Source organism: Parabacteroides sp. APC149_11_2_Y6 (genome assembly GCF_054506995.1).
Genome location: NZ_CP173709.1, coordinates 63612 through 83800 on the forward strand (window position 1 = coordinate 63612; position 20189 = coordinate 83800).

General features: G+C 42.5%; 14 protein-coding genes. 11 read left to right on the forward strand and 3 right to left on the reverse strand.

What is annotated here, in order from left to right; genetic code table 11:
- Window positions 1-158 precede the first annotated feature (158 nt).
- The 6 genes from ACGE0T_RS00230 to ACGE0T_RS00255 all read left to right on the forward strand — a co-directional run bounded on the left by ACGE0T_RS00230 (window position 159) and on the right by ACGE0T_RS00255 (window position 5946).
- Window positions 159-1391 (forward strand): MFS transporter, encoded by a 1233-nt coding sequence (locus ACGE0T_RS00230; protein ID WP_459188564.1) that lies wholly within the window; start codon window positions 159-161, stop codon window positions 1389-1391.
- Window positions 1392-1634: 243 nt separating this feature from the next.
- A complete protein-coding gene (gene rocD, locus ACGE0T_RS00235; protein WP_459188565.1) occupies window positions 1635-2843 on the forward strand; it encodes an ornithine--oxo-acid transaminase in 1209 nt (402 codons plus the stop codon).
- A 47-nt stretch (window positions 2844-2890) separates the two neighbouring features.
- A complete protein-coding gene (gene rocF / locus ACGE0T_RS00240; protein ID WP_459188566.1) occupies window positions 2891-3787 on the forward strand; it encodes an arginase in 897 nt (298 codons plus the stop codon).
- A gap of 165 nt (window positions 3788-3952) precedes the next feature.
- Window positions 3953-4720, forward strand: coding sequence for a threonine/serine exporter family protein (locus ACGE0T_RS00245; RefSeq protein WP_459188567.1), 768 nt, complete (start codon window positions 3953-3955; stop codon window positions 4718-4720).
- A complete protein-coding gene (locus tag ACGE0T_RS00250) occupies window positions 4717-5205 on the forward strand; it encodes a threonine/serine exporter family protein (protein WP_459188568.1) in 489 nt (162 codons plus the stop codon). The genes ACGE0T_RS00245 and ACGE0T_RS00250 overlap by 4 nt, the downstream gene beginning before the upstream one ends.
- A 15-nt stretch (window positions 5206-5220) precedes the next feature.
- Entirely contained in the window at window positions 5221-5946 is a 726-nt protein-coding gene (locus tag ACGE0T_RS00255; protein ID WP_459188569.1) for a DUF6064 family protein, read from the forward strand.
- A 101-nt stretch (window positions 5947-6047) separates the two neighbouring features.
- Here ACGE0T_RS00255 and ACGE0T_RS00260 read toward each other — a convergent pair whose 3' ends face one another.
- On the reverse strand, window positions 6048-8360 hold the full coding sequence (locus tag ACGE0T_RS00260) for a TonB-dependent receptor (RefSeq protein ID WP_459188570.1): 2313 nt from the start codon (window positions 8358-8360) through the stop codon (window positions 6048-6050).
- Between the two features lie 66 nt (window positions 8361-8426).
- Window positions 8427-8777, reverse strand: a complete 351-nt coding sequence (locus tag ACGE0T_RS00265) for a hypothetical protein (protein ID WP_459188571.1) — start codon at window positions 8775-8777, stop codon at window positions 8427-8429.
- A gap of 257 nt (window positions 8778-9034) precedes the next feature.
- On the opposite strand from ACGE0T_RS00265, the gene ACGE0T_RS00270 reads away from it, so the two are divergent.
- Both ACGE0T_RS00270 and nrdG read left to right on the forward strand, forming a co-directional pair.
- Window positions 9035-11242, forward strand: a complete 2208-nt coding sequence (locus ACGE0T_RS00270; RefSeq protein ID WP_459188572.1) for an anaerobic ribonucleoside triphosphate reductase — start codon at window positions 9035-9037, stop codon at window positions 11240-11242.
- Window positions 11243-11508: 266 nt separating this feature from the next.
- Entirely contained in the window at window positions 11509-12009 is a 501-nt protein-coding gene (gene nrdG, locus ACGE0T_RS00275; protein WP_459188573.1) for an anaerobic ribonucleoside-triphosphate reductase activating protein, read from the forward strand.
- Between the two features lie 25 nt (window positions 12010-12034).
- Here the strand turns inward: nrdG and ACGE0T_RS00280 are convergent, their stop codons facing one another.
- Window positions 12035-12784: a GNAT family N-acetyltransferase gene (locus ACGE0T_RS00280; protein ID WP_459188574.1), complete on the reverse strand. Its 750-nt coding sequence runs from the start codon at window positions 12782-12784 to the stop codon at window positions 12035-12037.
- Window positions 12785-13193: 409 nt separating this feature from the next.
- Here ACGE0T_RS00280 and carB point away from each other — a divergent pair, with 409 nt between their 5' ends.
- The 3 genes from carB to ACGE0T_RS00295 all read left to right on the forward strand — a co-directional run bounded on the left by carB (window position 13194) and on the right by ACGE0T_RS00295 (window position 20138).
- Window positions 13194-16412: a carbamoyl-phosphate synthase (glutamine-hydrolyzing) large subunit gene (gene carB, locus ACGE0T_RS00285; protein WP_459188575.1), complete on the forward strand. Its 3219-nt coding sequence runs from the start codon at window positions 13194-13196 to the stop codon at window positions 16410-16412.
- Window positions 16413-16500: 88 nt separating this feature from the next.
- Window positions 16501-18564 (forward strand): transcriptional regulator, encoded by a 2064-nt coding sequence (locus ACGE0T_RS00290; RefSeq protein WP_459188576.1) that lies wholly within the window; start codon window positions 16501-16503, stop codon window positions 18562-18564.
- A gap of 197 nt (window positions 18565-18761) precedes the next feature.
- Window positions 18762-20138 carry an NAD(P)/FAD-dependent oxidoreductase gene (locus tag ACGE0T_RS00295; RefSeq protein ID WP_459188577.1) on the forward strand — a complete coding sequence of 459 codons (1377 nt, stop codon included), beginning with the start codon at window positions 18762-18764 and terminating at the stop codon, window positions 20136-20138.
- The last annotated feature ends 51 nt before the right edge of the window (window positions 20139-20189 follow it).

The following is a 20189-nucleotide window of genomic DNA, read 5'->3' on the forward strand; positions in this document are numbered from 1 at the left end:
ATGGATTTGATAAATTGTTTCAATAGCGGTATGAGATATTCAGAATGAGACGAATACAAGAAAGTATGCAACAGGGTCGCACAGAGATATGAAATGCAATCTTCTATTTTTGCCAATACAAAAAACGATTAACGAAACAACCTTTATTCTATTTTATTATGAACACACAGCATTCGACACAAGCATTTGGAACAAAAGCGCAGCTATGCATAATGATGTTTATGCAATATATGCTGAGTGCTGTATGGTGGGTACCGCTGGCTGCTTACCTTTCACATACGCTTAAGTTGGAGGTTTACCAGGTTTCACTTGTGCTGAGTGCCATGGCAATAGGAGCGATGGCTTCTTCTTTTATCGGTGCGATAGCCGACCGTTATTTTGCAGCGGAGAAAGTATTAGCGGTATTAAACCTATTGACAGGTGTGTTTTTACTGTTTGCTGCCCAGCAGACAACATTTCCCCCTTTGATGTTTTTTGTAGTGATGGCCTTGCTTTGCCATATGCCGACACAAAGCCTTACCAGTACGATAGCAATGAGCCATACACCATCCGAGCAGTTTCCCCGTATCCGTATGTTCGGTTCCGTAGGTTGGGTGGCTTCAGGTATATTCAGCATTGTTGCCATCCATGTGATGGGATTGCCTGCTTTCGACGATACTAATTTGCCGATGTATTGCGGTGCCGGAGTTTGTTTTGTTGCTGCTATCCTGAACCTTAAACTTCCACATACTCCTCCTGTAGTTGATAAAACAGCAAAGATTTCAGTAATGGACATTACGGGTTTTAGCGCATTCTCTCTTTTAAAAGATAAGAATTACAGGAACTTTATGATACTGACATTTTTTTCAATCATACCGTTTACCCTTTATCATGTATATGGTTCGATGATTTTGGCGGACGAACAGGTTCGGAATATTACGGTGACCATGAACTTCGGTCAGTTGGCAGAAATGTTTTTCCTGGTTATTACAACAACCATCCTGGTAAAGACTGGGATTAAGAAAACATTGATATTTGGTATTATTGCTCTGCTGGTACGTTACACCTGCTTTTATTTCGGAGCAGAAACCGATATGCAGTGGTTCTATTATATCGGTATTGTTGTTCACGGTTTGATTTTCGGGCTATTTTATGTAGGCGGCCAAGTGTATACCGATAATGTAGCTCCGAGAGAAATGAAGGCACAGGCACAAGGTTTACTTTTCTTCCTGGTCTGGGGGGTAGGCTTCCTGATCGGTACGCTGTGGAATGGTTGGTTAATCGGCTTGTTCAGAGTAGATGGCAAATGCGACTGGCCGGTTCTGTTTATTATATCGTCTATATGTACATTTATTATATTAATCCTATTTGTTTTCGCTTTTAAACCGGTATCATTAAAGACTGATAACTAATCTAATTGTCAGTTTACCTTTAATTCTCATGCCATTATACAACACACTATTTGTTTTTTAGAGGAAGAAGGAAAAGAGGGATGACTGCCGGGTCATCCCTCTTGTTTTTAGGCCTCCTTTGCTTGACGTATGTTTCTTAACATGGTTTACTGAATGACATAGTGTTAGCTAAATTTCTACCTTTGAAGCAATAGCAATGCGGATTGCTTACAATATGCCAAAATACTTTAAACATTATAGCGTATGAAACCTGAAGATTACATTACTCGTGAGGAGAAATTTGGAGCACATAACTATCATCCCCTGCCTGTTGTGCTCGAGAGAGGAGAAGGCGTTTATGTATGGGATGTGGAAGGTAAACGTTATTTTGACTTCCTGTCCGGTTATTCTGCCCTGAGCCAGGGACATTGCCACCCTAAAATTATTCAAGCCTTGATGGAGCAAGCCCAAAAACTAACATTGGTGTCCCGCGCTTTCCATGCAGATGTGTTGGGCGAATACATGGAATTTGCCTGCAAATTTTTTGGTTACGACAAATTGTTGCCGATGAATACCGGAGCGGAAGCCGTGGAAACCGCTTTGAAACTGGCACGTCGCTGGGGCTATCGTAAAAAGGGGATAGCCACAGAGAAAGCAAAAATTATTGTATGCAGTGAAAACTTTCACGGGCGTACCATCACTATTATTTCCATGAGTACAGACCCGAGTTCATATGCCGATTTCGGACCTTATACCCCTGGGTTTATCAAAGTACAGTATAATACTGTTAAAGAGCTGGAAACGGCTTTGCAAGACCCTGATGTTGTCGGGTTCCTGCTCGAACCTATTCAGGGTGAAGCCGGTGTTGTTGTTCCGGACGACGGTTATCTCCATACCTGTTATGAGCTTTGCAGGAGGCATGGAGTTCTTTTTATTGCCGATGAGATACAGACGGGAATTGGGCGTACCGGAAAGTTATTGGCTTGTGATTATGAAAATGTGCATCCGGATATTCTGATTCTGGGAAAGGCGCTCTCCGGAGGGGTAAGCCCAGTCTCTGCGGTATTGGCCGACGATGATATTATGTTGACAATCGCTCCCGGCGAGCATGGCTCCACCTATGGAGGCAATCCGTTAGCTGCACGTGTTGCTATTGCTGCTCTTGAAGTAGTCCGCGATGAGCATCTTTCCGAAAATGCCTATGAGATGGGACATCTTTTCCGGGAAGAAATGAGAAAGATAGATAATCCGATGATAAAGAATGTAAGAGGTAAAGGCCTGTTGAATGCTGTGGTAACAGAACCCCGCGATGGAAAAGTCGCTTGGGATATCTGTTTGGCCCTGAAAGAAAACGGACTGATTGCTAAACCTACTCATGACCATATCATACGTTTTACCCCTCCGTTGGTTATCACGCGCGACCAGATGATGGAGGCTATAGGTATTATACGGGATACGTTTGCGCAATTTTAGTCTGCGGCAAATGGAAACAGAAACATAAATAATAACCGGAGTAATGTATGAAAATAAACGTAATAGGTGTACCTCTTAATTTGGGATGCGACCGTGAAGGCGTGGAGCGTGCCCCGAACCATCTTCGCGAACGGGGTTTGATGCAATTGATACGAAGCCACGGTCATCGTGCTTTCGATTTGGGGAATTTGTATGTACCGTCCGTATCGGAAACCGATAAGTTTGCGCGTAGTAAAAGTATGAAATATCTGGATGCCATTGTCGAGGTAAATAATAATCTTGCCGAACTGGTTTACGATACGCTGCGCGGAGGAGCTTTCCCCTTGATTGTCGGAGGCGACCATTCCCTCGGGTTGGGAAGCGCTTCCGGTGTGGGAAAATGTTTTGATGATTTTGGCATTATCTGGTTGGATGCGCATGGCGACATTAATACCAGCGAGACTTCCCCGAGCGGAAATGTACACGGGATGCCTCTTAGTGCTTTAATGGGAATGGGCAGCGAAGAGCTGGTAAATGTATATGCTCCCGGAAATAAAGTAAATCCCCAGAATGTGTTTTTAGTGGGCACCCGCAGTTTGGATGAAGGCGAGCAGGAACTGATTCATAGGGAACAACTCAGTGTATATACGATGGATACCATCCGTTTGAAAGGTATCGCATTTGTTGCCGAAGACATTAAACGGAAACTGAAAGAGCGTAAAATCCGGAATGTCCATTTCAGTATCGACGTGGATAGCATAGACCCCCGCTTTGCGCCCGGCACCGGAACAAGAGTCTGCGAAGGGTTGATGCCGGACGAGTTTAAAGACTTTGTAGACCATATCCTTGCAACCAATCTTATAAAATCGATGGATCTGGTGGAACTGAATCCTGAATTGGATGTGAACGACCAAACCACCAGCCTTTGTCTGGATATTATCGATTACATAACGGAAAGACTATAGAATTGGCAGTTGATAAGTGACAGTTGACAGTTAGGCCTCGTATCCGGTATACAAATCGGCTGAAAGCCGAAATAACTGTCAACTGTCACTTGTCAACTGTCAACTATTCCCTACCTTTGTCCCCTGTTTAGGATTATCTTTTTAATTAAATTGTCATAAAATAATATGAGCAGAAATGAATCTTTGCTGCCGGTAGCTAAATTCATCGCTGAGTACTCCTCTCATTTAATGGGATGTGGAGTACATACTTCACGAGTTGTCCGGAACTCGAAACGTATAGGAGATGCCTTCGGGCTGGATGTCAAAATCAGTATTACTCAAAAGAATATTATACTGACTTTATCCGATGATGAAACGAGTAAAGCATATAGTGAAGTTGTGGAAATTCCTTCACTTCCTATCAGTTTTGAACAGAATGCACGTTTGAGCGAGCTTAGTTGGGAGGCGTTTGATAAGCATTTGCCTTTGGAAGAGATAAAACGGAAATATCAGGAAATAATCTCTGCCCCAGCGATAGACCCGCTGTTTGTCCTAATTCTGGTAGGGTTGGCAAACGCCTCTTTTTGCCGTTTGTTCGGTGGTGACTGGTGTTCGATGGGAATTATTTTCTCTTCAACAATTATAGGGCTGTTTTTGAAACAGCAGATGCAAGCCCGGAAATATAATCATTATCTTATTTTCGTATCGTCTGCGTTTGTGGCGTCTTTATGCGCTTCTGTTTCTTTGATATTCGATACGACTTCGGAAATAGCGCTTGCAACAAGTGTTTTGTTCCTGATACCCGGTGTGCCGCTTATTAATGGCGTCATAGATATTGTCGAAGGATATATATTGACCGGTTTTGCTCGTTTGGTCAATGCGGTAATGCTGATTATATGCATTGCAATCGGGCTTTCTTTCACGCTTATGTTTGTAAAAAATAATTTGATATGATAATCTGGGATATTCTTGGTGACGGACTTTTTGCAGCTATAGCAGGTATTGGTTTCGGGGCGATTTCCGATCCCCCTTTGAAAGCATTTCCTTTTATTGCCTTATTGGCTGCTGCCGGACATGCGTGCCGGTTTTGTATGATGACATTTTTCGGAATGGATATAGCAACCGCTTCTTTGCTGGGTGCATTAATAATCGGTTTTGGCAGTCTTTGGCTGGGAGGGAAGATTTATTGCCCGATGACTGTCTTGTATATCCCTGCTTTATTGCCGATGATTCCCGGGAGGTTTGCCTATAATATGGTCTTTTCCCTGATAATGTTTTTGCAAACGATGGACAATCCGGTAGAGAAAGCAAAATATATAGATATGTTCTTATCAAACGGGATCGTAACCTGTACGGTTATATTTATGTTGACAATCGGGGCGACATTGCCTATTTTCATGTGTCCGGGGAAGGCGTTCTCATTAACCCGGCGTAAATAATAAGTTGAAGGATTTATGGAAATATTTTGGAAAACAATTGCACTCTATAATGCCTCTACCTGGGGATTCCAGTTGGCCATTGTTCTTATCGGTATTGTTTTGACGGTGTTGCTGGCATCTCGTCCCGGTCCCCGGATTAAGCTGGGGATGAAAATTTATCTGGCGGCTGTTTGTTTTTGGTTGTCGGTGGTATATTACTATGTTTATTGTTCCGAACGGGAGTATTATCAGGTGATGGCAATCTTTTGGGGGATTATGGCCCTTATGTGGGTATGGGATGCTGCAACCGGTTATACGGCATTTGAGCGGACCCGGAAATATGACTTGTTTGCTTATCTGCTGTTTGCCATGCCCTTTGTTTATCCGTTGGTCTCTATGGCGCGCGGGCTTTCTTTTCCGGAGATTACTTCCCCGGTGATGCCATGTTCCGTAACGGTATTTATGATTGGATTGTTGCTGTATTTCTCCCGCAATATTAATCTGTTTATTGTATTGTTCTTATTTCATTGGTCCTTAATCGGACTGTCCAAGACTTATACCTTTAATATTCCGGAAGACTTGTTGTTGGTAAGCGCATCTATTCCCGCTCTCTATCTGTTTTTCAGGGAGTATTTCGCAAATAGCCGGCATGCAGGAATGAAACCGGATGCCAAATATGTAAATGCGTTGCTTATTCTGGTTTGTGTGGCAATCGGCGGGGTTGCGCTGGTTACTACGTTAAGGGAACTTTTTTTTAGTTGACAGTTGACAAGTGACAGTTGACAGTTATTTCGGCTTTCAGCCGATTTGTATACCGGGCGCGAAGCCCAACTGTCAACTGTCACTTGTCAACTGTCAACTGATTAGAAGCTAATTTTTACCCCTGCAAAATAGCTTTTTGGTGTAGCTGGACCGTAGATGTAGGAAGAGTCACGGTTTTTCCCCAGGTCAAAGTCTGACTGGTAGGCTTGGAAGATGTTTTGTACTCCCGCATTTACTTCCAGTGTCAGTTCCTTATATAGATGGAAATCGTATCCCAGTTTGATACTCATATCCAGGAAATCCCGGGTAGTTACTGCTTTATCTTTAGGGATATATCCGGCAAGATGTTGTACCAGCATACTACCGGTATAGGTACCGGAAAGGGAAGCCGTAAAATGTTTCAGCGGGGTAAATGTTGAAGTAAGATACCCGTACACATCCGGTGTCCTGAACATTTTTCTTACAGGAGGAATATCTTCATCTTCGCTCCATCGTTCGGGTTCTTTATAACGGCTGCGTTGTATTGTAGCGCCTGCCTGTACGGATACCCAGGAAGTTAGGACAGCCTTGCCTTCCAATGTGAGTCCCATAACCGTAGCACCCGAACCGTTCTGACGTTCTTTTATCAGATTGCCTTGTTCGTCTTTCCCTATATCTTTTAATACGAATACGTCACTCAGGTTGGTATAGAAACCTTCCACAAGGAAATTCACTTGCATACCGTTTTTGAAACGATGATAAAAATCGACCGAAGTGCTGAGGCTTTGAGACTTTTCTTCTTTCAGGTTTTCGGCACGTCGTATCAGAGCGACTTCACCGCCTACGGCAGAGATATGCAGGTCTTCGTCAAATGCCTGCGGAGCACGGAAGCCACTGGAATAACTTGCACGGATATTGATGTCTTCCGTCGGATTGAAACGGACGTTAGCTCGCGGGCTGAATATGACATGGTTTATCATATTATGTTTATCCAAACGTCCGCCAATCAGGAAACTCCATTTTTTGTTTTTCCATTCATTTTGCAGGAAAGCGCTTTCTATATGTACTTTCTGGTTGGTAAAACGATTGTATCCCAACATTTCATCTTTCAGATGGTCGTAGCTGTATTCCAATCCGGCAGTCAGGTCTGAAGGCATAAACAGGAATTTATTGAAGCTATAATTATATTGTGCTCCCGACATCCAGGTTAAATCCGTCGTTTTACCATAGGCATTCGGGTCCTGGTTTGTACCGTAATAACTGTCGCGGTCGGTGAACTGTGCGGAAGAAAAAATACTCAGCTTTTGCTTGTAATCCGGTGAGAAAAGATCAAATTTCAATCCTCCCCCGTCGATAGCATGTTGCAATTGCTCTGCAATGTCCGCTTCGTGCGGCGGACGTGATAGTAAATTACCGCCACGGCGGAATTCATTCATGTGGTGATATTCGAGTGTCAGCTTGCTGTAAAGGCCGGTTTTGATAAAAGAGCGGAAACCTACCATCTGGTTCTTAAGTTTCGGCAATTCGGTAAATCCGTCTCCATCATGGTCGTATCCGTCGCGTACCCGGTTTTGTCCGAATATGTACATACCGGCTTTGCCGCTTTCTGTAACCAGTGAGGCATTCAGGGTCGTATTATTATCCAGTGAGGAACTGCCTCCGATAGAAGTAATCGTATGTGCCACTTCTCCTGAGTTGCGTAAAGGCTCTTTGGTAATAATATTGATAGTACCAGCAATTGCGGAAGAACCGAATAGGGCAGAACCTCCTCCACGCATAACTTCCACACGCTCAATCATATTTGCAGGAATCTGCTCTAATCCGTAAACCCCTGCCAAAGCACTGAATATAGGACGGGAGTCAATCAAAATCTGGGTATACGGACCATCCAGCCCGTTTATACGAACCTGTTGAAAGCCGCAGTTCTGGCAATTTGTTTCTACACGGACGCCCGGTTGGAAATTCAATCCTTGTGAAAGGTTTACCGCATTAGTCGCCTGAAACATTTTGGAGTCGATTACGCTAACCAATGTAGGAGCCAGGCGTCGTGAAGTTTCACTTCGGTTTGCCGAAACCACTACCCCGTCCAGAGCAATGCGGTCTTCTTCCATTTCGATGTTTATCTCGAGTGTTTTCCCTTTTTTTAATGTGACTTCACGGGTTACAGGCTTATAACCGAGAAATTTATATTCGAGAGTGAATTTTCCTTCCGGCAGGTTCTTCAGGAAATAATGTCCTGAATTGTCGGTTGTTGTTCCGATGGTTGTCCCTTTTAGCATTACGGTAATGAAAGGAAGGTGCTCTCCGGTTTCTTTGTCCAATACATGTCCGAATACGTTTGCATCCGAACCGTCTGTTTTTTCTCTGTTGTCTGAAGCTTGTGCAGCAGTAAGGGCACAGCACAAGCATAGTATAAGCATAAATATCTTGTTCATACTGAATTAAATAAATGTGTGTAATAAAAAATAGATTACAAATCTTTTCTCAAAAAAACATATGTGTCAGACAACAGGAGGGGCGCGTAGAGATAGTTTTCCCGGCACGGCGCACAGGTATGCTGCACAAACCGGCGGGCAAAGGATTTGGAAAACGGAACCTTCGGCAGCAGGAATCAGAACAGAAATAAAAGCGGCACCGCTTATCTGTACTGTCGAAAGTTGATGCAATAACTGGAATTCGGCATAGGTATGTTCATTGCCGGGTGTTCCGTCGTCATTTTTTTGGTAGGGATGTGAATGGACGATAGTTACCCCGTTGATAATATGTACGTGGGTAAACGCAATTAAGCATCCTAAATACGCTATGAATAGAGTAGGAAGGGCTATTTTCAGATATTTGGTGAATCTGTCCATCCGGATGCAAATATAATGATATTTTTTAATTAATAAGCTAACGCTAAGAAAACTACCTATTTGTAGGTATGTGTTTCTTTTTGGAAAACTTTTTTTGTTGTTTGATTTTAAAAGTTTTCCATTTGTGTTTTGTATAATTTTGATTTTAAGTAAGTTGACAAATATTAACTCGTTAAAAGTTTTCCAAAAAGAATAACTATGGTCTTTGTTTGTATATCTTTGTGGCATAAATTAATTATAAACCTGTAGTACTTATCATGATTCAAACAGTGATTAAAAGAGATGGACGTATTGTCGGTTTCAATGAAGAAAAAATAACAACCGCCATAAGAAAAGCAATGTTGCATACGGAGATAGGGGAGGATATGCAATTAATCCGGCAGATAACAGACCATATATCATTCAAAGGAGAAGCCCAGATGACTGTGGAGGCGATCCAGGATGCGGTCGAGCTGGAACTGATGAACAGTAGCCGTAAAGATGTGGCACAAAAATATATCGCTTATCGTAACCAGCGAAGTGTTGCCCGGAAAGCGAAGACCCGGGATATGTTTTTGGAAATTATTAATATTAAATCAAATGATATTACCCGCGAAAATGCCAATATGAATGCGGATACTCCGGCGGGTATGATGATGAAGTTTTCCAGTGAAACCACCAAGCCGTTTGTTGATGATTATTTACTGAGTGAAGAAACGAAAGACGCTGTCAACAAGAATTATTTGCATATTCATGATAAGGACTATTATCCGACAAAGAGTTTGACTTGTGTGCAGCATCCGCTGGATCGTATCCTGAAATACGGCTTTTCGGCTGGACATGGTGAATCGCGCCCGGCAAAACGTATCGAGACTGCAAGTATCCTGGGGTGTATTTCTTTGGAAACGGCGCAGAATGAAATGCACGGGGGACAAGCTATTCCTGCATTTGATTTTTACCTGGCTCCCTATGTGCGGAATAGTTATGTGGAGGAAATTAAAAATCTCGAAGAATTGACCGGGGCGAATTATTCCCATCTGTATCGGAAAGAATTAGATGATTATATAAATCGTCCGTTGGATGGCTTGTCGGGAGATGACCGCGTTGTGCAACATGCAATCAATAAAACGGTCAGCCGTGTGCATCAATCCATGGAGGCTTTCATCCATAATATGAACACGATTCACTCCCGTGGGGGAAACCAGGTTGTGTTCAGCTCCATTAATTATGGAACCGACACGTCGGCGGAAGGGCGTTGCGTGATTCGTGAGATTTTGAAAAGTACCTATCGGGGGGTGGGGAATGGCGAAACGGCAATTTTTCCTATTCAAATCTGGAAAAAGAAACGCGGTGTAAGCTATTTGCCGGACGACCGTAATTACGATTTATACCAGCTTGCCTGTAAAGTTACGGCACGTCGCTTTTTCCCTAACTTCCTGAACCTGGATGCGACCTTCAACCAGAGTGAGGAGTGGAAATCGGACGACCCGCAACGCTATATCCATGAAGTGGCAACTATGGGATGTCGTACGCGTGTGTTTGAAAACCGTTTCGGGCCTAAAACATCTATCGGTCGCGGAAATATATCTTTTTCAACCATAAATATAGTACGTCTGGCAATCGAATGTATGTCTATAGCAGATAAGGAAGAGCGGATTGCCCGGTTTTTTGCCAAGCTCGACAGTATGTTGGAAATCGCCGCACGCCAGTTGCACGAACGTATGGAGTTTCAGAAAACGGCTTATGCCAAACAGTTTCCTTTACTGATGTCTTCGCTTTGGTTGGGCAGTGAAAAATTAAAGCCTGGCGATACGATAGCCCCGGTAATCAACCAGGGAACTTTAGGAATCGGTTTTATCGGTTTGGCTGAATGCCTGGTAGCTCTTACCGGTAAGCATCATGGTGAAGATGAGGCATCGCAGGAGTTGGGTTTGAAGATAGTCACTTATATGCGTGATCGCGTCAATCAGTTTTCAGAGCAATATCAGCATAATTATAGTGTATTGGCTACTCCGGCCGAAGGGTTATCCGGAAAATTTACCGGACGAGACCGGAAAGAATTTGGTTCGTTGCCGGGTATTACCGACCGTGAGTATTACACAAATTCAAACCATGTGCCTGTATATTATAAATGTAGTGCTCGTCATAAGGCTGAAGTGGAAGCTCCTTACCATGAACTGACACGGGGCGGACATATCTTTTATGTGGAAATGGATGGGGATGCAACCCATAATCCGGAAGTAATTATGCAGGTGGTTGATATGATGGACCGTTATAATATAGGATACGGCTCTGTAAATCATAACCGTAACCGTTGCCTGGATTGTGGTTTCGAGAATGCTGAAACTTATTTGGAGGCTTGCCCGAAATGCGGCAGTACGCGTCTGGATAAATTACAACGTATCACTGGTTATCTGGTAGGTACAACCGATCGCTGGAATAATGCGAAACTTTCGGAACTGAACGACCGGGTGACACATGATTAGGAAAATGTGAAAACATTTTCCAGATGGCAGGTGGCAATTGACATAGTCGGTTGGGCTTTACGTCCGGTATTTGAATGGAGTGTAAGTAGCTGTAGCAGTTAATTGTTGCGTACTAATTTCTAACTGGTAGTTAGTTTCAAAAAAGTTTCTTGGCTTGAAACAAAAAGTTTCATTACGTTGAAACAAAAAGTTCCACCCGATGAAACAAAAAGTTTCAAGGCATGAAACTTTTATGCCATGCCCGGAAATTTGTAAAAAGTAGAAATATGTTATCAATTATAGATATAATAGAAGATACCACAGTGGATGGTCCGGGATTCCGGACTGCTATTTATGCCGCCGGTTGCCCGAATGCTTGTCCGGGATGCCACAATCCGGAGTCGTGGGATATAAAGAAAGGCCGCCATGTCTCGACCGAAGAAATATTGGATAAAATATTGGCTGATGATTTTGCCAATGTGACTTTTAGTGGAGGCGATCCGATGTTTCAGCCCGAGGGATTTACGGAGCTGGCGCGTTGTATCAAAGAGAAAAGCAATAAGAATATCTGGTGTTATACCGGTTATACGTTCGAACATATTCTGAATAATCCCAAACAGGCGGAACTGCTTCGGTATGTGGATGTATTGGTTGATGGAAAATTCAAGCAGGCACTTCGGGATGAAAGTCTGTTATTCCGTGGAAGCAGCAACCAGCGTTTAATCGATGTAAAGGCTTCTTTGAAGCAGCAGGAGGTGGTTTGTTTGGATTATAATCCGTATCCTTGAACTTGGGCTGCTCTTAATTGTGTTTTCACTTTTTCAGTATTCTTTCCAGATAGGAAGTATCCAATAAATTGACTGTTTCAAATTTCCCTTTATAGAATACGCCCCAGTTATTGAAAACACAGGGTAATTCCTTTGCTTTCTGCAACGTATCCACTTTTATTAAGTCAACAGGAATTTTTTGTGTGTCACAAAACTGTTTTATTATTTCTATCTTTTGGAGGATGTAGGGGCATTGCATATCATAATAAATGGCCAGTTCCTTGTTTTCTATACTTTGTTTTTTCGCATTTTCTGTGAACTTAGGTGTTGTGCCATCAAAGGATAGTGCCAGTAATTCGTACCCGTTATCAGTGGTATCTACAACTTCAAAGCCGAATTTCATAGCAAAAGACTGGTCGGAAAGCCACGATTTTTGCTTTTTCGCACCAAGCATGCAAACGCCGGATTTGCCTTTCTTTTTAGCGTCGGACAAACAATACTCCATCAGTGATTTTCCATAACCTTTTCCTTTGTCAGTACCGTAAACCCATAAACAGTAGATGTAATAGTAGTTGTCACCGGTTATAGGGACCCAAGCTGTTTCAAGAGGGGCATATTCAATAAAAACCGTAGCTTTTGCATTTAACTTTCTGAAGACATGACCTTCGTTTAATCGGTCGGAAAGCCATTGCTTTTTTGCCGATATGCCTTGATGAGGCTTTTTACTGCGGATAATGCAGCATAAATGCTCATCAGCAAGATTTTCTGTTGTCAGATTAATAAAATCAGTTGTCATAAAGATGCAATATTACGAAATTCGGATGAAAACAAAAACTTTTTATCATGCTTTTGTCCTTGTCCTGTTTCCATTACCCGGAATATGATTTTTGTAATCTGAGCGCATTGTTTTCATGCCTTGCAATAATTTGGACTTTGCCGGCTTGCATGTTTGAAATATAACTTATATCTTTGCCGAAATTTTGAAGATTAAGTTTCATGTCGAAGAAAGTGTATAAGGATAATCCGCTGGTTATTTCCGGTTATATGTCGGACAATGAGGCTTATTTTTCTATTTTATGGGATAATAATTTCATTATATAAGATGCGTTAGTTACTTTTACTAACGCATTTTTTTTGTGTCCCGGAGTTTGAATAGGTCAAAAGAATCAACATTAATATATAATATTTAAAACAACCCATTTACTATGTCGAAAAGTGGTATCAAAAAGGTGATTGTTCTGGGCTCGGGTGCCTTGAAAATCGGACAGGCAGGAGAGTTTGACTACTCCGGCTCGCAGGCATTAAAGGCGCTGAAAGAAGAAGGTATCAGTACTGTATTGCTAAATCCGAACATTGCAACTATTCAAACATCGGAAGGGGTGGCTGACAAGGTATATTTCCTGCCTATCACTCCCTATTTTGTTGAAGAAGTAATCAAAAAAGAACAACCGGACGGTATTTTGCTGGCTTTTGGCGGACAGACTGCGTTGAACTGTGGAACGGAACTTTATACCAGCGGCACGCTTGCAAAATATGGTGTGAAGGTATTGGGAACTTCCGTAGAAGCAATCATGTATACAGAAGACCGTGACCTGTTTGTAAAGAAGCTTAACGAGATAGAAGTGAAAACTCCGATCAGCCAGGCTTGCGAAAATCTGGAAGATGTAGTGAAAGCTGCTTACCGTATCGGTTTCCCGGTAATGATCCGTTCTGCTTATGCACTGGGTGGTATGGGTAGCGGTATCTGTAAAGATGAAGCTGAACTGCGCACATTGGCAGAAAGTGCATTTGCTTATTCTCCACAGGTATTGGTCGAAGAGTCCCTGAAGGGTTGGAAAGAAATAGAATTTGAGGTAATCCGCGATAAGAACGATCATTGCTTCACCGTAGTAAGTATGGAAAATGTAGACCCGCTGGGTGTACATACCGGTGAAAGTATTGTTGTTGCTCCTACTTGTTCGTTGACAGACAAGGAACTGGACTTGCTGAAAGAACTTTCGACAAAGACAATCCGTCACTTAGGCATTGTTGGTGAATGTAATATCCAGTATGCTTTCAATTCTGATACATGCGACTATCGTGTGATCGAGGTAAATGCCCGTCTGAGCCGTTCTTCAGCATTGGCATCCAAAGCAAGCGGTTATCCTTTGGCTTTTGTTGCTGCTAAGCTGGCTTTAGGATACAGCTTGGATGAAATTGGCGAGATGGGTACTGCAAACTCTGCTTACAAAGCACCGGAGGTAGATTATATAATCGCAAAGATTCCGCGTTGGGACTTGACTAAATTCGTAGGTGTAAGCCGTCTGATCGGTTCCAGCATGAAGTCTGTGGGTGAAATCATGTCAATCGGTAAGAGCTTTGAAGAAATCATGCAGAAAGGTCTGCGTATGATCGGTCAGGGCATGCACGGTTTTGTAGGCAATAATGATGTGGAATTTGACAATCTGGACGATGCATTGGCTAATCCGACCGACCTCCGTATCTTTGCCGTAGCCCAGGCTTTGGAAAAAGGATATACCGTAGACCGTATCCACGAACTGTCTAAGATTACTCCGTGGTTCCTGGAAAAACTGAAAAATATTGTAGACTATACCAAAGTATTGTCTGCTTACCATACGATCGAAGATCTGCCGGAAGATGTATTGCGTGAAGCAAAACGTCTGGGATTCTCCGACTTCCAGATTGCACGTTACGTAGAACATTCGGACGGCAATATGGAGAAAGAAAATATCCGTGTACGCAACCTGCGTAAGAAAATGGGTATTGTTCCGAGCGTAAAACGTATCAATACGGTTGCTTCCGAACACCCGGAACTGACAAACTACCTGTATATGACGTATGACGGCAGCCAGAACGATATCAACTACTATCCGAACGACAAGAGTGTGGTAATTCTGGGTTCTGGTGCTTACCGCATCGGTTCTTCCGTAGAGTTCGACTGGTGTTCGGTAAATGCGGCACAGACTGCACGTAAGCTGGGGTACAAATCTATCATGATTAATTATAATCCGGAAACCGTATCTACAGATTACGATATGTGCGACCGTTTGTATTTCGATGAACTCTCGATGGAGCGTGTACTGGACGTAATCGACCTGGAACTTCCGAAGGGTGTGATTGTTTCTGTAGGTGGTCAGATTCCGAATAACCTGGCAATGAAACTTCATCGCCAGAATGTGCCTATCCTGGGTACTTCTCCGCTATCAATCGACCGTGCGGAAAACCGTCACAAATTCTCTGCCATGTTGGACTCTTTAGGTATCGACCAGCCATGTTGGGCAGAGTTGACCAGTATGGAAGAAATCGACGACTTTATTGCTAAAGTAGGTTTCCCTATTTTGATCCGTCCGTCATATGTACTTTCCGGGGCAGCAATGAATGTTTGCCACAGCAAGGAACAAATGATTGAATTTCTGGATCTGGCAGCTAAGGTATCTAAAGAATATCCGGTTGTTGTATCTCAGTTCTTGCAGGGGGCAAAAGAAATCGAATTTGATGCGGTAGCCATGAATGGTGAAGTTGTTGAATACGCAATTTCCGAACATATTGAATTTGCCGGTGTTCACTCCGGTGATGCCACATTGGTATTCCCGGCTCAGAAAATCTATTTTGAAACGGCACGCCGTATCAAGAAGGTGAGCAAGATGATTGCAAAAGAATTGAATATCAGCGGTCCGTTCAATATCCAGTTCCTGGCAAAGAACAACGATGTGAAAGTTATCGAATGTAACCTGCGTGCATCACGTAGCTTCCCGTTTGTCTCTAAAGTATTGAAACGTAACTTTATTGAAACTGCAACCCGTATTATGCTGGATGCTCCGTATACAAAACCGGATAAGAGTGCATTCGATATCGACTGGATTGGTGTAAAAGCCTCTCAGTTCTCATTTGCCCGTCTGCATAAAGCCGACCCGGTATTAGGTGTGGATATGAGTTCTACCGGTGAAGTGGGGTGTATCGGTGATGATTTCGATGAAGCATTGCTTTCAGCTATGATGGCTGTAGGAAATACAATTCCTAAAAAGAATGTGCTGGTTTCTTCAGGAGCTGCCAAGAGTAAAGCAGAACTGTTGGATCCTTGCCGTCAGCTTGCTAATAAGGGATATGTGATTTATGGTACTGCCGGTACTGCAAAATTCCTGAAGGATAACGGTATCGATGCAATTGCCGTATGCTGGCCGGATGAACAAGGCGATTTGAATATTATGGATATGTTCAGCAAACATGTATTCGAATTGGTAGTGAACATACCGAAAGATCATAGCAAACGTGAGTTGACGAACGGTTATAAAATCCGCCGTGCTGCAATCGACCATAATATTCCTCTGATTACGAATGCTCGTTTGGCAAGTGCATTCATCGATGCATTCTGTAATCTGAAGACTGAAGATATTCAGATTAAGAGCTGGCAGGAATACAAGTAATAAAATATTTAATTATATTTGTATCCAACATATTGTTAAAGACAGGGCAGCAATGCCTTGTCTTTCTCATTTTCAATTCAAAAATACCATGTGTAGACTACTGATCTTATTGTTATCCTTCCTGCTGGCAGTTCCTGTTGTCAGAGCGTCGGTAGTCCTTCCTTATGTATTTGTCAAAAATTATTCAGTAGGTGATTATAAGGCGGGTTGCCAGAACTGGGGTTTCTCGCTCACGCCGGAAGGTATTCTTTATGTAGCGAATAGTTCCGGATTGCTTGAGTTCAACGGGAATGCATGGAAGCTCTACCAATTGCCCGGGCAACTTGAAGTGACTGGAGTTACTAATTACAATGATACGATTTATACACAGGGTGAAAATGCATTATATGGCTGGACATATGATAATAACGGAATGTTGCATCATCATGTGCTGGAAACAGTTCCTTCGGAAGTGAAGTTTGATGCACCTCCGGTCTCCATTCCTTTCAGTCTGCCGGAGGAAATAAGGAAGGCGGAACCAAGTGCCTTTGCGACAAACGGAACTCTGTATTTTATCGGAACTTATAAGCAAGGATTGTTTATTACGGATAAAGAAGGACATATCCTTCATCATTTGTCTTTAGAAAATCAATTGCAGGATAATATGGTCCGGTTTATCAGCGTGCAGGATGATAGCCAGATATGGGTGGCATTGGATAACGGACTGGCCCTGATAACGCTGGATCCTCCCATTGTTCTGTTGGAGAAACGCAGTATTATCGGGAAACTGATAGATGGAGGAATACATGAAGGGATGTTATATCTGCAAACAGGCTTTGGCTATTTTAAACGTTCCCTTGTTGCGGAAGAACCGTTTGTTGCTGTCGCTGAGGGAGAAGCCAAACCGTTTTTAGTTTCATATAAAAACCGGAAGAAATATACTGTCAATAAATTGGTCAAAGATACGGCATCGCTTGGCGCTTTCGTTTCTGCAAAACATATTTATCCGGCCGGAGATAGTTTGTATTGGTTGTCGGTGGATAATCAGGCTGCCTTGTTTCATATGAGTGGCGGTACGGCTGTATTGAAATGCCGGCTGCTGTTTAATAACTATGATATGAATCTGGTTACTCGAGGTACGCGCATTATCCCTTTAAATGAAACCATGGTGTTGGCATCTACCATGCAGGGGCCTTTACTGATAAATGTGCGTGATTTGATTGATGCAGGGCTTCCGGGTAAAACCTCTCTGCAAGTTTTTGAGTTGGAGTATATGGATGCGAAAGGTTGCTATAATTTGCCCCTCGACAATCAGAAGATAGAACTTCCATATGATTTTCAGGAGTTTACTGCTTATATAGGTACTACGATCTTTACATCCAATCACCAGATTAGTTATAAGATAGAAGGTGTTTCTTCCGGCTGGTCTTCCTGGCAATCGGAAGGGAAAATATCATTCTTACAGTTGCCAGAAGGGCATTATGAATTAAAAGTTCGTAAATATGTGGTCAAAGGGCCTTTCCCTGAACTATCCCTGTCAATAGATGTTCGTCCGCCTTGGTATAATACGGTTTGGGCATGGTTGGCGTATATTCTTGTTGTTTGGATTGTCGCGCAGGGTGTATTACGCTATAATCTTAAAAACTTGCATAAGGAAGAGCAGGCAAAGATAGAAGCGGAACGCCAGGCTGAACAGCAACGCATGCAGGAAATGAAAAGCCAGATGTTGGAAGCGGAACTTCAGAATAAAAATAATGAGTTGACTTTGCAAACAACCGCTCTGGTAAAGCGTAATCAGGCAATTCAATCTTTATTGGGAGAGTTGGATAAACAAAAAGAAGCATTGGGCGAGCGTTATCCGAATAAGCTTTACAACCGGATGAAAGCTTTGTTGGAAAGTACGCGGGATGACCCGGCCGACTGGAAGTTGTTTGAAAGTTATTTCAATAGTGCCCACCAAAATTTTATGGACAGGTTGCGTCAGGAATATGCAGATATTACTACTGGCGACTTACGTATTTGCTGTCTGTTGCGTATGAATCTTTCTACAAAGGAAATAGCCTCATTGTTAAATGTTTCGGTTCGTGCTATAGAACTTCGCCGGTATCGCTTGCGTAAGCGTTTAGGCTTGGAAGGAGATACGAATCTTATTGATTTTCTGATGAATTTTTAAATTTATTTTCTCAAAAATGATGTTTTTATAATCTATTGAAAAATAGGTGGTTAAATTGTTTTTTCTGATAAGTGAGAAAGGATTGTTGTATTCTTTATTACTACACAGATTACTTGCGCAAGTTGTGTAGTAGCCTTTTTTATAGAAAGTTTTTGTTATTCCGTTTTCTTTGTGGCACGTAAATCTAATTTTCATACATGATGGAACACGAACTGGAAAATCAATTGAAGGCGTTAGAAAAGAAGGGTATCGACCGCCGGCATTTTTTTAAGATAATGGCAGCTGCAGGATTGTTGACTGCTGCAGGTACTCAGGAAGCTAAAGCTTTTTCAAGTAATGCAAAAGGGAAGATAGTCATTATAGGCGGGGGGGCTGCCGGTATCAGTATGGCTGCCCGTTTACAAAAATGGTTGAATGAACCTGATATTACATTAATTGATCCCAGTGACCGTCAGTTTTATCAACCGGGTTTTACCCTGATTGCCTCAGGCGTTTATGAACCGGGCGATGTATGGAAAAAACAAGAAGAATGTATGCCTGATGGTATTAAGTGGGTGAAAGACTCGGTTGCATCTGTTGACCCGGTCTGGAATCAGGTAACAACAAATAATAACGGTAAGATAGCCTATGACTTTTTGGTTCTGACTCCGGGTATACAAATCAATTGGGAAAAAGTAGAAGGTATCACACATGATACGTTGGGTGAAGGAAATGCTCATTCTATTTATGATTTTGATGGAGCGCAGAAAACTTGGAAAGCATTGCAGGAATTTTCGAAAACAGGTGGACGTGGCATTTACACGGATACATATACCAAGCACAAATGTGGTGGGGCTCCTAAAAAAATATGTTTGTTATCAGAGCACTATAACCGTAAACAGGGAACCCGGGATAAGGTGGAACTGAATTATTATACAGCAGCAAAAGAATTGTATGATATACCATATTTTACTCCTCGTTTGCTGGAAATATATAAGGAACGAAATATACCTATTAATCTGAATGTCCGGGTGAAAGGGGTGGATACTGCCGCTAAACAGGTTCATTTTGAGAAGATAGAAACGGTCGGTGACCAGAAGGTTTATACTCCGTTTGTGGAAGATTACGATTTTCTGCATTTCACACCTCCGATGTCGGCTCCTGATTTTGTCCGTGAAGCCGGACTGGGATGGACGGAAGGCAAATTAGCAGCGGATGCCTGGGTAATGGTAGATAAAGAAACTTTGGTTCATCAGAAATATCCGAATATTGTGTCGTTGGGTGATGTGGCTGGCATACCGACCAGTAAAACTTCTGCGGCTATCCGTAAGCAAGTGCCTATTGCTGCAAAGAACCTGATTTCACTCATGGAAGGCAAAGAACCTGCTGAAAAGTATGACGGTTATGCAGCTTGCCCGATAGTGACGGATTATGGACATGTACTTTTGTGTGAGTTCAATTACAAAAAAGAACCGGAAAATACATTCCCATTCACAATGCTGGATACATCAAAAGAGCAGTGGGCTGCATGGATGTTGAAGGTTTATATGTTGAAACCGATGTATTTCTACGGTATGTTGAAAGGATTAGCTTAATCATAACTCCCTATATTTAAAATGCCAAACTAAAAACCCCTCCGGCTCATT